At 29.2% G+C, this 16,234-nt stretch carries 17 protein-coding genes and 1 pseudogene; 5 read left to right on the forward strand and 13 right to left on the reverse strand.

Annotated elements, in window-relative coordinates; all coding sequences use genetic code 11:
* The first annotated feature begins 11 nt into the window (after nucleotides 1-11).
* Entirely contained in the window at nucleotides 12-1,253 is a 1,242-nt protein-coding gene (locus J2Z42_RS13055) for an IS256 family transposase (protein ID WP_439897332.1), read from the forward strand.
* 262 nt (nucleotides 1,254-1,515) lie between these two features.
* Here J2Z42_RS13055 and J2Z42_RS13060 read toward each other — a convergent pair whose 3' ends face one another.
* From J2Z42_RS13060 to J2Z42_RS13110, 13 genes and pseudogenes are all read right to left on the reverse strand, one after another.
* Nucleotides 1,516-2,547: a zinc-dependent alcohol dehydrogenase gene (locus J2Z42_RS13060; protein WP_209703213.1), complete on the reverse strand. Its 1,032-nt coding sequence runs from the start codon at nucleotides 2,545-2,547 to the stop codon at nucleotides 1,516-1,518.
* Between the two features lie 13 nt (nucleotides 2,548-2,560).
* The gene (locus J2Z42_RS13065; protein ID WP_209703228.1) at nucleotides 2,561-3,535 is read right to left on the reverse strand and encodes a transketolase family protein; all 975 of its coding nucleotides are present in this window, start codon (nucleotides 3,533-3,535) and stop codon (nucleotides 2,561-2,563) included.
* 15 nt (nucleotides 3,536-3,550) lie between these two features.
* Nucleotides 3,551-4,399 (reverse strand): transketolase, encoded by an 849-nt coding sequence (locus J2Z42_RS13070; RefSeq protein ID WP_209703214.1) that lies wholly within the window; start codon nucleotides 4,397-4,399, stop codon nucleotides 3,551-3,553.
* Between the two features lie 89 nt (nucleotides 4,400-4,488).
* Entirely contained in the window at nucleotides 4,489-5,619 is a 1,131-nt protein-coding gene (locus tag J2Z42_RS13075; protein ID WP_209703215.1) for a 4-hydroxybutyrate dehydrogenase, read from the reverse strand.
* A 366-nt stretch (nucleotides 5,620-5,985) separates the two neighbouring features.
* Nucleotides 5,986-7,026: a zinc-dependent alcohol dehydrogenase gene (locus J2Z42_RS13080; protein WP_209703216.1), complete on the reverse strand. Its 1,041-nt coding sequence runs from the start codon at nucleotides 7,024-7,026 to the stop codon at nucleotides 5,986-5,988.
* A 190-nt stretch (nucleotides 7,027-7,216) separates the two neighbouring features.
* The gene (locus J2Z42_RS13085; protein ID WP_209703217.1) at nucleotides 7,217-7,504 is read right to left on the reverse strand and encodes a putative quinol monooxygenase; all 288 of its coding nucleotides are present in this window, start codon (nucleotides 7,502-7,504) and stop codon (nucleotides 7,217-7,219) included.
* A gap of 919 nt (nucleotides 7,505-8,423) precedes the next feature.
* Nucleotides 8,424-8,642: pseudogene (locus J2Z42_RS14815) on the reverse strand (S26 family signal peptidase); the annotation flags it as partial.
* A gap of 189 nt (nucleotides 8,643-8,831) precedes the next feature.
* On the reverse strand, nucleotides 8,832-8,954 hold the full coding sequence (locus tag J2Z42_RS14730; RefSeq protein WP_281063559.1) for a hypothetical protein: 123 nt from the start codon (nucleotides 8,952-8,954) through the stop codon (nucleotides 8,832-8,834).
* Between the two features lie 60 nt (nucleotides 8,955-9,014).
* A complete protein-coding gene (locus J2Z42_RS13090; RefSeq protein WP_209703218.1) occupies nucleotides 9,015-9,419 on the reverse strand; it encodes a hypothetical protein in 405 nt (134 codons plus the stop codon).
* A 21-nt stretch (nucleotides 9,420-9,440) separates the two neighbouring features.
* Nucleotides 9,441-9,893, reverse strand: a complete 453-nt coding sequence (locus J2Z42_RS13095) for a hypothetical protein (protein WP_209703219.1) — start codon at nucleotides 9,891-9,893, stop codon at nucleotides 9,441-9,443.
* 459 nt (nucleotides 9,894-10,352) lie between these two features.
* Nucleotides 10,353-10,592, reverse strand: coding sequence for a hypothetical protein (locus J2Z42_RS13100; RefSeq protein ID WP_209703220.1), 240 nt, complete (start codon nucleotides 10,590-10,592; stop codon nucleotides 10,353-10,355).
* Between the two features lie 67 nt (nucleotides 10,593-10,659).
* The gene (locus J2Z42_RS13105; protein ID WP_209703221.1) at nucleotides 10,660-10,830 is read right to left on the reverse strand and encodes a hypothetical protein; all 171 of its coding nucleotides are present in this window, start codon (nucleotides 10,828-10,830) and stop codon (nucleotides 10,660-10,662) included.
* 973 nt (nucleotides 10,831-11,803) lie between these two features.
* Nucleotides 11,804-13,672, reverse strand: coding sequence for an oxidoreductase (locus J2Z42_RS13110; protein WP_209703222.1), 1,869 nt, complete (start codon nucleotides 13,670-13,672; stop codon nucleotides 11,804-11,806).
* A gap of 604 nt (nucleotides 13,673-14,276) precedes the next feature.
* Here J2Z42_RS13110 and J2Z42_RS13115 point away from each other — a divergent pair.
* From J2Z42_RS13115 to J2Z42_RS13130, 4 genes are read left to right on the forward strand one after another with little or no spacing between them, the layout of a single operon-like run.
* Complete coding sequence (locus J2Z42_RS13115) at nucleotides 14,277-15,092, forward strand: DDE-type integrase/transposase/recombinase (RefSeq protein WP_209703223.1); 816 nt, start codon at nucleotides 14,277-14,279, stop codon at nucleotides 15,090-15,092.
* On the forward strand, nucleotides 15,093-15,380 hold the full coding sequence (locus tag J2Z42_RS13120; protein ID WP_209703224.1) for a hypothetical protein: 288 nt from the start codon (nucleotides 15,093-15,095) through the stop codon (nucleotides 15,378-15,380).
* 47 nt (nucleotides 15,381-15,427) lie between these two features.
* Nucleotides 15,428-16,006: an ExeA family protein gene (locus J2Z42_RS13125; RefSeq protein ID WP_342590034.1), complete on the forward strand. Its 579-nt coding sequence runs from the start codon at nucleotides 15,428-15,430 to the stop codon at nucleotides 16,004-16,006.
* Nucleotides 16,007-16,021: 15 nt separating this feature from the next.
* The gene (locus J2Z42_RS13130) at nucleotides 16,022-16,204 is read left to right on the forward strand and encodes a DUF6618 family protein (RefSeq protein ID WP_209703225.1); all 183 of its coding nucleotides are present in this window, start codon (nucleotides 16,022-16,024) and stop codon (nucleotides 16,202-16,204) included.
* The last annotated feature ends 30 nt before the right edge of the window (nucleotides 16,205-16,234 follow it).

Here is a 16,234-nt window from a genome sequence, read left to right on the forward strand (position 1 = left end):
GAGGCTTTTTTATGGCAAGAAAAAAAGATGTTTATAAGGTAAAACCAATGACGGATGGTAAGAGAAATATCATAACTTCTCTTTTAAGTGAGTATGATATCAAATCTGCAGATGATATTCAAGATGCACTGAAAGATCTACTAGGAGGAACTCTTCAGGAGATGATGGAAGGTGAGATGGACAATCATCTTGGCTATGAAAAGTATGGACGTTCTGATGAAGCTAACTACAGGAATGGTAAGAAAAGCAAGAAAGTACGCAGTAACTATGGTGAAGTGGAGATTGATGTACCTCAAGATAGAAACAGCACATTCCAGCCGCAGGCTGTAGCAAAGCGTCAGAAGGATATATCAAGTATAGAAGACAAAATAATATCAATGTATGCAAAAGGCATGACTACAAGACAAATATCTGAAATTATCGAAGATATATATGGTTTTGAAGCAAGCGAAAGTATGATATCTAACATTACGGACCGCATATTACCAGAGATTGAACAGTGGCAGCAGCGTCCATTGTCTACAGTTTATCCAATTGTTTTCATAGATGCAGTACATTTTTCCGTTAGAGATAACGGTATGGTAAAAAAGCTTGCTGCCTATATAATCATGGGTATAAATGATGCTGGAATAAAAGATGTGCTTTCCATAAATATAGGTGAGAACGAGAGCAGTAAATACTGGCTTGGTGTTCTAAATGAGCTTAAGAACAGAGGAGTTAAAGACATCCTCATACTTTGTGCAGATGGTCTTTCTGGCATAAAAGAATCTATAAATGCGTCCTTTCCGGACACAGAATACCAGAGATGCATCGTACATCAGATAAGAAATACACTTAAATATGTATCTTATAAACACAAGAAAGATTTTGCAAAGGATCTTAAGAGTATATATCAGGCTCCATCCGAGGAAACTGCCCATAAAAATCTGGAGATTGTAACTGAGAAGTGGAATGATAAATATCCAGGAGCTATGCGAAGTTGGTTGAAAAATTGGGATGCCATAACCCCTATATTCAAATTCTCACCAGAAGTCAGAAAAGTAATATATACAACGAATGCCATAGAAAGTCTTAATAGCACATACCGTAGGTTAAACAGTCAAAGAAGCGTATTTCCAAGTGATACTGCACTTCTCAAGGCACTTTATCTTGCAACATTTGAGGCAACTAAAAAATGGACGTCAGTCCTCAGAAACTGGGGTAAAGTTTATGGTGAACTATCCATAATGTATGATGGCAGACTTTCTGAATAAAATTCTTATAAAAATAACGCCTTTTTTATTAGGCGTTATTGACATACTCATTTTTAAATTATATATTTGAAATTAAGACAGAAATAATTTTTTATATAGCTGTCTTTCTAAAATATCATAGAAAGCTAATTTACAGAAAAAATCTCACACTCTCGATACCCTTGAATGTATGCATATGCATTTCAGGTACCCCATTTTCTAATTTACAATCTTTCTATGTCAAAATATCATGTAAAATAACAGTTTTTTAAAATTGTATCTATTAATTCATTTTTAATAATACTTTAAAATGATCTTTATCTTTTATAGAAAATTCCATAGCTTCTTTTACATTTTCTATGTCAAATTCATCAGTTATAAGTCTTTTTAATTTATCATTAAATATATTCTTACTAATAACATCAACCGCTGCTGCAAAGTTTATTTGTGCATGTATTCTTACACCTTCCATCTTTAACTCTTTTAACGTTACCGCTCCAGTGTCTACAGTGTGACTCTTACTTGGAATACCTACCATCATAATAGTTCCACCTATTTTTGCAGCCTTAGTCATTAAGTCTGCTCCTGCTTGAACTCCTGAAACTTCATAAACTACATCAAACCCCATATTATTTGTCAATTTATTAATCTTAGAATCCACATCATCTTTTAATGGATTTATCATTTCAAATCTCATGTTCATATCTTCTGCAAATTTAATACGTTTTTCATTTATCTCACTTATAACTACTTTAGATGCTCCATTAAGCTTTGCAACCATAGCTATTAATATACCTATAGGACCTCCACCTATTATTAAAACAGTTTGACCTACATCTAAATTACTTCTTCTAACATCATGCATAGCTACTGCTAAAGGTTCTACTAATGCTACAATTTTGGGATCTATATCTTCTGGTACTGAATAAACCTTTCTTAAAGGTACTTTTATATATTCTGCAAAACATCCATTACTATGAATACCAAATATATTTAAATCTACACAAACATTATCTCTTCCTTGAATACACAATTCACATTTGCCACAACCAGTTAAAGGTTGTGCCACAACTCTTTGACCTATTTTTAAATTTACATGTTTATCTGTATTAACTTTAACTAACCTTCCAACAAATTCATGACCTGGAATTAGTGGTGGTTTAGCTTGTTTATGATGCCCTTGATATATATGAACATCTGTACCACATATACCTGCATATTCAACTTTTATTAAAGCTTCATCATATCCTAATTCTGGTTCAAGTACTTCTTTCATTACTATATTATTAAACTCTTCAATAACTGCTGCTTTCATAATTAACTCCTCTTTACTTATTATTTTTTCTTTTTATGACCTTTTCTACTTTTTCTACTATATTAGAACTGTTCATTCCATATTTTTCTTTTAAATAATCTATTGAACCAACTTCTCCATAGCGATCTTTCATACCAATTCTTTCCATTGGTATTGGGATATTTTCTCCTAACACTTCTGCTACTGCAGATCCTAATCCATTTAATATATTATGATTTTCTGCTGTTACTATAGCACCTGTTTCATTTGCACTCTTTATAATAGCTTCTTTGTCAATAGGTTTTATAGTAAACATATTAAGCACTCTTATATATATACCTCTATCTTTCAAAACTTTTGCTGCTTTTATAGCTTCAGCTACTAATAACCCCGAAGCTATTACTGTAGCATCTGTTCCTGAAACTACTTCTACAGCTTTTCCTATTTCAAATTTTGAACCTTCTTCATATATTTTTGTAGAAGTCTTTCTTACAAGTCTTATATAGAACATACCATACTCGTTTTTAACTTGTTTTATTATATCCTTTAGCATTGTGGTATCTGTAGGTTCCATAACAGTCATCGTTGGAATTCCTCTCATTATGCCTAAATCTTCAAAAGACTGATGTGTTCCCCCATTATATGCTGCTGTAATTCCAGGATCACTTCCTACTATTCTTATATTGGCATTTTGATATGCTCCTGATATAGCAATTTGATCACAAGCTCTTCTTGAAGCAAAAACTCCAAATGTATGCGCAAAAGGTATCTTTCCTGTTAAGGATAAACCACTAGCTACTCCTATCATATTGGCTTCAGCTATTCCTACATCAAAAGTTCTATCTGGATATTTTTTTGCAAAAGGCTTCATACCCATAGATGACATCAAATCTGCATCTAAAGCAACAACTCGTTCATCCTTTGCCGCTAAATCCATAAGTGTTTCTGCATAAACATCTCTCATAGCTCTCGAATCATTTACATTTTCCTTTGCTAATATAATACTCATCATTTTCACCGTCCCCTAATTACTCATTAAAGTTTTTAATTTATTTTCTAATATTTCAATAGCTTCATTTCCCTGTTCCATAGATATATTTATATGATGGTTATTTAATATATTTTCAGCAAAACTGCAGCCTGCTCCTTTCCTTGTGTTTAATATTATCATTGAAGGCTTTTCGTTTTGTGCTTTAGATTTTTCAATAGCCTTCTCTATTTCTTCAACTCTTGATCCATCTATACTTAATGCATACCACCCAAAATCCTCAAACTTTTGACGCATATCCCCAAGATCATTTATATCTTTTGTATATCCATCTATTTGTTGCTTATTATAGTCTACAAAGGCGATTAAATTGCTAAGTTTCTTTTGGGCTATATATAAAGCTGCTTCCCATACTTGTCCTTCGTTACATTCTCCATCTCCTAATATTACATAGGTATAGCTGTTCTTTTTATCTAATTTATGTCCTAGTGATACTCCTGTAGCTACAGACAATCCTTGTCCTAAAGAACCTGTTGTTACATCTATCCCTGGAGTCTTTGTTCTATCACAATGACTTGGAAGATTTGTTCCATGTTGATTTAGTGTTTTTAATTCTTCTACTTTAAAAAAACCACTTAAAGCTAATGCAGAATATACTGCAGGACCTGCATGTCCCTTAGAGCACACAAACCAGTCTCTATCCTCTAATTTAGGGTTTTTAGGATCTATTTTCATAACATCACCATATAAAACTGCTAAAACATCACATATAGACATAGCCCCACCTATATGTCCAAAACCTCTTGTTGCTATTTGTCTTATAGTTTCTATTCTAATTTTTATAGCAAAAATATTTAATTCTTTTACCTTATTCTTGTCTAGCATTTTCTTTCACCTCTTAATATTTAGTTATAATCATAATAATAAATACTTTATTATCTAAAAATTACATGCTATTTCTTACTAAAAACTCTTTAAAACAAATTTTCATATACAGAGTTTATAACCTTTTTATCAAAAGGGACATAATTATTTTTAAGTAATCTCTGTTGAGTTTCAATTACTAGTTCTGAAAATTTATTTATTTCATCTTTTTGCATACCATATTCACTAAGTTTTTTCTTAGGTAAAAAGCTTCCCAATAGTTCATCTATTTTTTCATATATGGTCTCCGCATCATCTCTAACATTTAAAATAGATGAAAGACGAGTATTTAATTCTTTGATTTTTCCTTTACTATTCATTTTGTAATAAGTTCTTAAAATTTGTGTTAAAAACTGGTAATTTGCCTCTCCATGTGCTACATGATATTTTCCACTCAATGGATAAGATATAGCATGTACAGCACCAACTCCAGTATTACTAAAAGCTATTCCTGCATAATTACTAGCTATAGCAAATCTATTCATAATTTGTTTTCTGTATTCTTTACCTTTTTGTGCTATATCCAAGTATCCTTTTAATATTAGCTTCATTGCCTTTAAGCTATACAATTCTGTATAAGCATTGGATTTTGGTGCTAAATAAGATTCCATAGAATGGATTAAAGCATCTATTGAACTAGTTATAAATGGATTAAAAGGAAGAGTTCTTAGAAACTCTGTTATTAATACAGCATGATCAGCATAAAGTTCATCAATAGCTAGACCAAATTTTGTATTTTTCTTTATAAAACCTACTATTGAAATATTGGTAACCTCGCTGCCAGTTCCACAAGTAGTTGGAACAATAATTAGTTCTTTATTTTTATGGAAATGAATTTTTTTAGTAAAAAGATCATATAAGTCTATGTCTTTAGATACTCCAGAATGAGTCATTAACTTAGCTATATCTATTACAGTACCTCCACCAACAGCTATAACTCTCTTATAATTGAATTTCTCTGTTTCTTCAAATATTCCCTTTACCATTTCATCTGTTGGCTCTCCAAGACCATACTTATCTTGGAATATATATTTGCATTTTAAATTTAATGGTTTAAAAACTGAATCATATAAAAAACTTAAAGTTAATACAAGATCTCCATCACCTACATTAAATTCTTCTGCAAATTCGCCAAATTTATCAAAACTATGAATTGTAGGATTACATTTAAGCAATAACATATACATCTTCTCCCTTACTTTGGTTTAATATGTCTTTATGTAAACAATTATATTGCTATATTAATTTGTTATCATCAGACAAGTTTATAATATACTCTAGTATTTATTGTATAAATGTCTATATTAAACTGATTTATTTTCCAAAAACATACCAATAAAATAAAAACATAATCGTTCTTCGAAGTCTCTTTTTTACATCATACCAGCTTACAATTTTATTTTTAAAACATTTTTATATAAAATAATTAATTTTTATGTTTTTTAGTAATTTATATATAATTTACTAAAAAAAGGACTATTACAGCATTTTTAAATTACTATAACAGTCACTTATTGCTAAAATTTATTATTATATTTTAGCAATAATTATTCGTTATCAATTTTTATTAATACTTTAAGTACATTTGAATCTGTTTTTAAAACATTAAAAGCATCACTAATTTTTTCTAAAGGCATTATTGTTGTTTTGTAATCATCTAATTTAAATTTATTATATTGTACAAGAGTTATTGCATCAGCTAAATCATTTTTAGCACCTGCAACTGTTGATATCATTGTTAATTCTTTTAGAACCATATCTAATGGCTTATATCCAACTACACAATCGTCACTAGCTATACCAAAAGGCATTATTCTACCTCCAGGCCTAACTAATCCAAATGATTGTTCATTGGTAATCTTTAATCCTACAGATTCTATTACCAAATCTGCTCCTCTTCCTTCAGTTAATGCTTTTACCTTTTCATACATATTAGAATTAGATTTTATAACATAATCCGCACCCAATTTTTTTGCTTTTTTCATTCTATTTTCATCAAGACCTATTAATATAATAGGAGCAGCTCCCAAAATTTTAGCCATTTGTAAATGCATAAGAGCTATAGCTCCATCACCTATAATTGCTACACTTTCTGCAAATTTTAAGTTATGCTTTTTAGCTGCACGAACAACACAAGATATAGGTTCTAATAATGCAGCACCTTTAAAATCTATGTTCTCTGGTAACACATATACTTTATCTTGCGGAACCTTAACATATTCTGCAAAAGCACCATTCATATGAATACCTAATTGTCTCATTTCACTGCACATAAGTGGCTGATCATGTCTACAATAATAGCATGTGCCACAACTTAAATTTACATCTGCAGTAACCCTTTCTCCACCTTTAAATCTCTTAACTTTACTTCCAACCTTTTCTACAATACCTGAAAATTCATGTCCTGCTATTAATGGAAGTTGATCCCTTGAATATTCTCCATTGTATATATGTACATCTGTACCACAAATTCCACAATATTTTACTTTTATTAATACCTCATCATCAGATATTTCTGGAATATTAACCTTCTGTATTTCTATTTTTTTTGGTTCTACAAACATTGCAGCCTTCATTTTTTTTAACATATTTATCCCTCCATATAAAATTTTATTAACCACTTAAATAATATTCAGCTCATCTTTATATATAAGTAAAGGTTTATACTCCAAAGTTAAATCCAACCTTTACTTATAATAAATAAACATGGTATTTATTATAAGTATAGATACCATATAAGATTATGCAAATTTACAATTGAATAAATTTCATGTTTCACTATTCAATTTCTTTATATAAATTAACTTCTGTATCTTTTTCCTGGATACGATTTAATTTTGGAACAATCTTTTTGAAATGAATAGATTCATTATGAATTCTAATTGACTCTTCATTTTCCCATTTTTCAATAAAAGTCAATATATTTTTATTATTATTATCTTGATATAGGTGATACATTTTACATCCATTTTCCTTTCTGCTTTCTTCTATTAATTTGCTTGTTAATTTTATAAATTCATGGATATAATCTTTATTTACTGTGTTTTTGGCAACTATTGTAATCATATGAACTCCTCCCTTATTTTTTTGATTTTAGCAGTTTGCTAAACCCCAAATTCATTATAGTTAAAGAATTTTCAAGCTATATCAAAAAGGATTTACTTCACTTAATGTGACTAATATATTATGAGGTATCCTTTACGAACCAATTAAAAAAACAAATTTATCTATTCTAGATTTTTTTAATCATTTATTTGAGATCATTTTCCACATAGGTAAACTAACTAACAAGATAAATTCATTTCCATAATGATATGTTTCTCTGAGCAATACAAAATTTTAAATATAGTTATTTTCTTAGTAATAGTACCTATTATTGTGATGCTAAATATCTCATTTAAATCTTAAAACAACGATTACAAGAAACACATTTAGTTTTTATATGGACTATATGATTATTTTATTGTATATTAAACAAAATTTCATCAGCCACTTAAACAATATCTAATGCAACTTATTATACAAATTTACAATTGAGTAAATTTCATATTTTACTATTCAATTGCTTTAAATAACTTAATTTTGTATATTTTTGCTAGATACAACTCAATTTTGACACAGCATTTCTCTTAATTACCTAAATATACTTGTACAATTGCCTCTAAATTAGATATACTATAAGAAAACGTGGAAGAACATGAATTTTATGGGACTCCACTGCGTAGCAAAGGATGCTACTGCAATTTTAAGATGTGCAATAGTTAGAAGAACTCTATTTCGAAAAAATATAGTATGTAACTCCTAATAATAATTTTTATCGAATTTATTGTGGAAAGCAGCTTACTAGTATTAAGTCACAAGTGTAATTTTGTGAGTAATAAAAATTTAGTTAACTTTCATCTGAAATAAATGGATCAATCCAGTTTTTTAATTAGTACTTTGCTTATTCTTATCCTATCACATTTTAATATTATACATTCCCAATTTATTTCAGAATTTTTCTGGAGAATAAGAGATTATAACTTTTCATGCGTTTGCCATGATCTATAGTTGAATTCATCTTTTCTTTTATATAAGGTTCTGCTATCATTTTGTCATTAGGTATACCGATAACTCTCTTTATAAGTATCTTGTCTTCTTCACCTTCTTGTTGAGATTTAAAAATAATTATATTTTCTCTCTTTATGCTGTCAGTATTTCTATTAGCTGTAAGTTTCTCACCTAAATATAAGGGTAGGTTCCATAGATCTTCCTACAACTTCAACATTAATAGATCTTGAATTTTTATGAATTATAAAAGAGGCAGACACAATTATGATTATTGCTAGCATTATAGTTAAAAAACAATTTTCTTTTTTGTATTCTTTAATTTGTGGTACATAGACGCTCCCATTTATAGATTTAATAAAAATGTTGTCAGACATCCAATGGCTAAATATGTAACTAGCGGTATACTTTCATCATTCTGTTTTATAATTTTCTGTCCTATTAAAGCAAGTGAAAGTACAATTAGCATGATGGTAAGTCCTATAGTTCCGTAAAAAAGTGCTACTGCTGGAGCTTTTTTTTATCTATTTTATCCTCCCAGACATAGGTAAAATGCCCTTGCAGTATACAAATCAGCCCCGGTATTACTTATCTCAGCAAATGTTATCTTTTCAGAACACTTTTCTATAAGTTCTCTTACAGGTACAGATTTATTTAAGTCATACTGCAGTCTATCTAGCTTTGAATCTAAAATGTTTCTTCTTTTATCACTCAAATTGAATATGAAACCTCTGTCCGTATCTATAGTTTCCTGTGTATGTAAATTTTCTGCCAAAGCAACTGCCTTTATTGCATCTAAATTTCTATTTAGCACAAACTTTTTATCATCTACCTTATACACAATTATGCATAATATATCCATGACAATAAGTAGTAAGCATAACCACATGGAATAAACAATTATTTTGGCTGTAGTGTAATTTTTTATCAGCACCTTCTCCTCATTAAAAATAGTTTATTTATTATTAATAGTGAAAGATTTTTCAACATCAACTAAATTATTTTTATATTTACAAAACACCATGATATTTTTAGGACTCGAATTTAAGTAATTTTCAATTTTTGTTTTCTGGCTGTCATTAGCAATTTTTTCATCAAACATATCAGCTGCTTCTTTGTTATTTAGTGGGTTGCTGCTTAGACGTGTTTTAGAGTTCTTTATTATATAATCAATATTAAAATCAGTATTTACAGATAATATAACATATACTTCTTTTGGTTTATAATTAGGATTTATAAAATCCATGCTTGTACAAAATTGACTGAAGTTATTTTCATAAGTACATATAGGCTGTCTATATGAATTTTCTATATCACTGGATATAATATATCTTTCATTTCTTACATAAGCGTAATGGAGCATTATGAGGTAGCAGTCAACAAAAAATATAATTAAAAACATACCCATTAGTATAAACCCGGTGGCACTTCCCTTCTTATATTCTCAAAATCAACTTTAGCTCTATCTTTATATGTTATTTTAAAAGTTTTCCCGTTGGTGTCTAACCCAGTTATATCGAGGCTTTCACATAATTTAGTTATAAAGTCTTTTCTTATTTGTTTGCTTGTATTCTCTACCTTTAGGCTTTACCATTCTTACATACCTTAAATTGAAACAAGTATCATATAAATTAAATATTGGTTTATTATTCAACAATGCAACCCTTATTTCCCTATTCCAACTTTCTCAAATGGCTTTAGCATTATCAAATTATTCAACTTTTCCATCTCCCTTTCTAACTATTATTTAATTTCTTTGATTGAGCTTATTAGTATTTTACCAAAACTGCCCTCGTGAAAATTTTAAAAGATAACGCTGAAAATCAAAATTAATTCTAAGAAAAAGAATCTACTAAGAGGTCTTTTTCTATTTTGTAACTGTTGGATCTGTAAATGTAGTTGGAAGAAAATCAGATATAATATTTGTTTTTTCTTGAACAATAGCCTGCCCTGCATCCTGTCCCTGTTCTTTAATTGCAACAGTTGTTGGATGAATAGCGGAATTAAATATATATACAGTTAAAAGAATCAAAAATACAGAAGCTAGTATAGTTGAAAGTCCTCCTTCTCTCTTAGATTTTTTCTTATAGCAGATATATTCATTCAATATATCCTCCTCTTTTTTATTTACACTTAGGTGAACCCCTGGTGCATACTCTTAATATGATCATCTCCTAGTTATTATTTTCATATATGTATATCGTTTCAGTATTTGTATCTATTAAAAGTTCTTTAAATTCATGTGCCACATATTCAAAAGATGAAAGGAGCTTAACTGTAATAAATAACATTAATACAACAGCTAACAAGTATGAAAGACTTCCTCTTTTTTTCTTTACTATCATCTTTTTGCTCCTTTCAACTTTAAATCTGAACTTAGTATAATACAAAAACAGCACCCCATTTCTTTTTTTAAATCCAATTGATTTTTTGGTTAGAATTGCTTCAGAATTTGGCTTATTCTTTGAATAAAATAGCGGAAAAACTGTATTTTCAGATAATCACAAGAAATCAATATTAATAAAAATTAATACAAAAATAAGTACCCTAAATGACAGGTACTTATTTTTCCTAATATGGAAACTATTATTTTTTATTTTCGCTAAGGTATTTCCTTAGGACAATTATTGCTATATATATTTTTATGTTACAATTTAATATCATATTAGTTAACTCTTTATTAGCTAACATTCAAATCTTATTATTATGATACCATTCCACAACTTCTTCTTTATTTAAGTTTTTAACATAATATGAGAAATATTACTGCTAATAGAGCCTGTATACCAGTTTTTAATTATATACCTAATGTAATTGTATTGTAACTGTTCAGGCATTTGCAAATTTGAAACTGTTGTTCAATCCTGTTATATATCCATTTTATAATTTTACAAATTCTTATGATACTTTGAATTTATCAGATTGTCACATTTATTTTAGCATTAATACCAGAAACTAAATTTATCATATGATTCTTTAACGCAGAAGAATATGTTAGATTTAGCTATAAAATATATTTGTATATTGCTTCACCTTGGCTTAATATTATTGTTAGCATAGATTAACAGGTTTGGTATTGGTAACTTACACCTAACACATTTGAGGCATCTATTCTATTTTTAATAAAATTTTATTAAAATAATTTTATTAATTTTCATTACTTGTTCCAAAAAGGCTACAACAAGTGGATTCCTTTTAGGAGTTGCTATGAGCTTTATCAGATAGATAACACAGTTATAAGGAAACCCAGCAACAAAAATTTCACTTCTGGGTTTCCTTATAAAAATTTTATTGAAAATACTCAAAATCTATTAGATATTATTTTATATTAAGTGCAGCCTCGTATCCCTCTTTCGCAGATATTATTCCATCTGCTACTCCAGTAATATCTCCAGCTTTAGTATATGAATATTTTCCTTTTATAATCTCTTCAAGAGCTAGGTTAGGTCTAGAACCTATAGCTAAAATTATTTGATCAACTAATATTTCTTCAAAATTACCATTTTTACTAATAACTATACTATTTTCTCTAATCTCTTCTAGTTTAGTTCCTAATCTTATATCAACTTTATTGTGCTCTAAGCTCTTTATCATAAATGCTTTAGGGATTCCCGCCATCTCTTCTAGATGAGTTTCTTTCATCTCTATTACAGTTACAGATGACTCATGAACAGCTAAATGTTCAGCCGTTTCCATTCCAACTAGTCCTCCCCCTACAATAGCTATATTTCTACCTGGCATAACTTTTCCAGATAAAATTTCATTAGCTTGAACTACATTTTTATTTTTTTCTATTCCCTTAAATGGAATCGTAATTGGATTAGCTCCTGCAGAAAGAATTATGTAATCTGGATTAAAAGTATTTATAATTTCTTCTGTAACCTCTGTATTTAAATGCACTTTAACTTTATGTTTATCTAATTGACCTTTTAAATATACTACAAATGAATTAAATACTTCTTTTCCTGATGGTATAGCAGCTATAACTCCAGCCTGCATTCCAGCTAATCCGGCACCTATAATCATAATTTTTTTAGGATTAGCTACTTTCTCTAAATTGTACTCTCCTTCACGTCCTGTTCTTGGATTTACTAAACATGAAACTGGTTTTTGAACACCTATATGTCCTTGGCATCCTTGGTCACAAGATATACAAGGGATAATATCATCTAGTCTTCCTTCCATAACTTTATTAGGAAATTCAGGATCAGCTATAGAGGCTCTTCCTATCGCTACAAAATCTGATTTTCCCTGTTTTAATATAGACTCAGCTATAAATGGAGTATTGATCTTATTAACTGCAATTACAGGTATATTTACAACAGATTTAATTTCCTTAGCTAAATCTGAAAAGAGAGCTGTAGCAGCTTGGTATGGTGCTGAAGGAAGATACCCTGTTTTATAAACTGCTCCAGATACATGTATGGCTTTGATTCCTGCAGCTTCAAGAATAGGAGCTATAATTTTTGAATCTTCGATAGTAAGCCCGCCCTCTACAAATTCATCAGCACTTATTCTGTAAGTAATTACAAAATCTCTTCCAACCTTTTCATAAGCTTTGTTTATTATATTTAAAGGAAATCTCAAACGATTTATTAGATTCCCACCATATATATCAGTTCTTTTATTTGAAAAAGGAGGTACAAACTGATTAATTAGATATCCGTGAGCACCATGAAGTTCAATTCCATCATACCCTGCTTTTTGTGCTCTTACTATTGAATCTACGAATTTATCCTCTAGTTCTATTACTTCTTCTAAAGTTAACTCGTGAGGGATTTCAAATATTGCTGGATCATGTACTGGTGATGGGGCTACAGGTTGTTTTCCTATTATAGATTTACTAGCTTCCCGTCCTGCATGATAAATTTGCACAAAAATTTTAGCTCCATAAGCTTGAATTCTACTTGTAAATTCCTTGTGCTTCTCTATTTGAGAATCATACCAAAGACCAGCTAGTTTTGTAAATCCTGCTCCACGAGCCTCTACTGCATTGTCCTCAGCTATTATAAGACCAAATCCACCTTTAGCTTTCTCTTCGTAATATCTGATATATCTTTCTGTAAAGTTACCATCTTCATCAGCATATTCACTCAGCATAGGAGGAACAACCAAACTATTTTTAATTTCTAAATTTCCTATTTTGCCTGGTTTAAACATATTTTGAAACATCTCTTTTGTAAACATATTCTTCTCTACTCCTCATCTTTATTATATTTTTTTGTAGTAAACATTATTTTTTTCAGTAAATTCTCCACTATTTCAAACTCCTTCCTAGTTTATTAGATTAAATATCTTTTCTATTTGAAAGTATACACAACAAAAAAATATCGAACAAGTACACACTTTTTTTTAATATAACTTACTAAAAAGTGTGAAACACTATAACTACTAGGTTAATAAAGATATTTTTTATTAACTTAGTTATATGTTGAAATACTATTTCTTAGATGAAATATTAAGAAATTTAATATAAACAACAATTAAATTTCTTTATGCGAATTAATATTCCATAATTAATTATATAAATATCATATTGCAAATTTGTTTTTATTTTACAGAAATGCTCTAATTCTTTTATGCACTTTCAACTACTTTAACTACGTAATAGTCTATGAACGCACTAAGACACATACAAAAAAATAACTGGTAAGTATGCTAGCCTATTTTGTTTAATGCAAAATATACATTGCATAATTGATTTGTTATATTCTTTCACGAGTCTAATATACAATTTTTTAGATACAAGAAACGTTTAATAATAAGAAATATATTTAGGAGGTTTTCATACATGATTGATAAAAAATTACAGGATATTGCACTTTTTCGATTTTCACTAATTGCTTCAGTAGTTAATGAAACTTATGAAGCGTCTTCCATAAGTCAGTATTTTAGAGAAATTGCAGCAAAAACTCATACTTTACCTGACGATACACCTGTAAGGTATTCTTCTGGTGCTATTAAAAAATGGTATTTAGATTATAAAAATAAAGGTTTTGATGCATTGATTCCTAAAACAAGAAAAGATCTTGGAAAGCCAAGAAATTTAAGTTTAGATGCTATTAAAAAAATACATGAACTAAAAGAGCATTATCCCTATATAACAGAAACCTTGGTTTATACAAAACTTATCGAAGAAGGATATATTAAAGCAAGTACTACATCCAAAGCTACTGTTTTAAGATACATAAGAGAAAACAATTTAAAAAGAAATCAGATAGCCCCTATTGATAGAAAAGCTTATGAAATGGAGTTTGCTAACGATTGCTGGCAGTCAGATACCTCTCATGGTCCAGTAATTAAGGTAAATGGTCAAAAGAGGCAGACTTATTTAATTACATTTTTAGATGATGCATCCAGACTAATACTTCATGGAGAGCTCTTCTTTAATGATAATGCTGTTAATATGCAAAGTGTATTTAAAAAATCTATATCTAAATATGGGATACCCAAAAGGCTGTTTGTTGATAATGGTAAAACTTATAAAAATGATCAACTTGGATTAATTCGTGCATCTATAGGAACTGATTTAATCCATACAAAAGCTTATTCTCCAGAGTCTAAGGGCAAGATTGAGAGGAGTTTTAGAACTATAAAAGATAATTGAATGAATGGTATAGATTGGAATGATTATTCATGTTTAGATGAGTTAAATCATGATTTTACTATATATCTTAATGAAAAATATAACAACATTAAACATTCATCACTTAATTCAACACCACGAAATAGATATTTACAAGATATGGACAAAATTAAATTTGTACCTACTGAAGATTTAGAAAATAATTTTCTTCACCGCGTTAGCAGGAAGGTTAACAATGATGTCACAATTCAACTAAACACTAAGCAATTTGAAGTTCCAGCAAAGTATATAGGTCAACTTCTACTTTAAGATATTTTGCAAACTCACTTAATCCTAATTTATTTAAAGTTGTATATATTCTGTTATCTACTGTTACAGTACTTGAATTTTATAAATCTATTGCTTATGGACTTGGGATAGAGCCTTATTCAAAGAAGGTTGATTTATTTAGAGCTATACAAGAAAGAATTGTAACTTTATCAAGAGATAAAAAAATTGTTCCTGTTATCATTGTAGATGAATTCCAGTATCTTAAGACGGAAGTCTTAAATGATTTAAAACTTCTGCTTAATTTTGATATGGACTCTAAAAATTACGCTATTTTAATCCTTTCCGCACAACCTTTGCTTAATAATATTTTATCAAAGCAAATTCATGAAGCCTTAAAGCAAAGAATTGTTATAAATTACAATTATCAAGGTATTTCAAAAGAAGAAGCTGAAAACTATATATACTCTAGAATGCAGCTTTGTGGTGTTCCAAATAAAATCTTTAATGGTAATGCTGTTGAAGCTATAAATTCTTGTTCAAATGGTTCTATTAGAGTTCTTAATAATATTATTGAGAAGTGCTTAATACTAGGGTATCAAAAAAATTCTAATGTTATTGATACCGAAATTGTAATGAGTGCTCAAAACGAAATAGAACTTATTTAAATGGAGGTGGCTAATTTGAGCATTAATTTTAATTGTAAATTAGATCTAGATGATAAAGTAGAAAAATGGAATGGTCGAATTTCCAAAATAGAAGCTTATGGCAGTCACTATGAAATTAGAATTGAAAGTAGAAGTGGCATAACTGTCCTTGTTGGTAAATCAGCCTCCAGCAATTTTGCTTGCATTCAACAGCAGTAGGGAAAATTTTTTTGGCATATATGAATGAAG

This window comes from Clostridium algifaecis, assembly GCF_017874415.1.
Taxonomy (GTDB): Bacteria; Bacillota; Clostridia; order Clostridiales; family Clostridiaceae; genus Clostridium_B; species Clostridium_B algifaecis.

Excerpts from the sequence above, each read along its gene's own strand:
- J2Z42_RS13120 (WP_209703224.1), top strand. The coding sequence starts at position 15,093 with ATGAATGGTATAGATTGGAATGATTATTCATGTTTAGATGAGTTAAAT.
- J2Z42_RS13085 (WP_209703217.1), bottom strand. The coding sequence starts at position 7,504 with ATGATTACAATAGTTGCCAAAAACACAGTAAATAAAGATTATATCCAT.
- J2Z42_RS13105 (WP_209703221.1), bottom strand. The coding sequence starts at position 10,830 with ATGATAGTAAAGAAAAAAAGAGGAAGTCTTTCATACTTGTTAGCTGTT.
- J2Z42_RS13095 (WP_209703219.1), bottom strand. The coding sequence starts at position 9,893 with ATGGGTATGTTTTTAATTATATTTTTTGTTGACTGCTACCTCATAATG.
- J2Z42_RS13110 (WP_209703222.1), bottom strand. The coding sequence starts at position 13,672 with ATGTTTACAAAAGAGATGTTTCAAAATATGTTTAAACCAGGCAAAATA.
- J2Z42_RS13115 (WP_209703223.1), top strand. The coding sequence starts at position 14,277 with ATGATTGATAAAAAATTACAGGATATTGCACTTTTTCGATTTTCACTA.
- J2Z42_RS13070 (WP_209703214.1), bottom strand. The coding sequence starts at position 4,399 with ATGCTAGACAAGAATAAGGTAAAAGAATTAAATATTTTTGCTATAAAA.
- J2Z42_RS13065 (WP_209703228.1), bottom strand. The coding sequence starts at position 3,535 with ATGAGTATTATATTAGCAAAGGAAAATGTAAATGATTCGAGAGCTATG.
- J2Z42_RS13060 (WP_209703213.1), bottom strand. The coding sequence starts at position 2,547 with ATGAAAGCAGCAGTTATTGAAGAGTTTAATAATATAGTAATGAAAGAA.
- J2Z42_RS13080 (WP_209703216.1), bottom strand. The coding sequence starts at position 7,026 with ATGTTAAAAAAAATGAAGGCTGCAATGTTTGTAGAACCAAAAAAAATA.
- J2Z42_RS13055 (WP_439897332.1), top strand. The coding sequence starts at position 12 with ATGGCAAGAAAAAAAGATGTTTATAAGGTAAAACCAATGACGGATGGT.
- J2Z42_RS14730 (WP_281063559.1), bottom strand. The coding sequence starts at position 8,954 with ATGCTAATTGTACTTTCACTTGCTTTAATAGGACAGAAAATTATAAAA.
- J2Z42_RS13075 (WP_209703215.1), bottom strand. The coding sequence starts at position 5,619 with ATGTTATTGCTTAAATGTAATCCTACAATTCATAGTTTTGATAAATTT.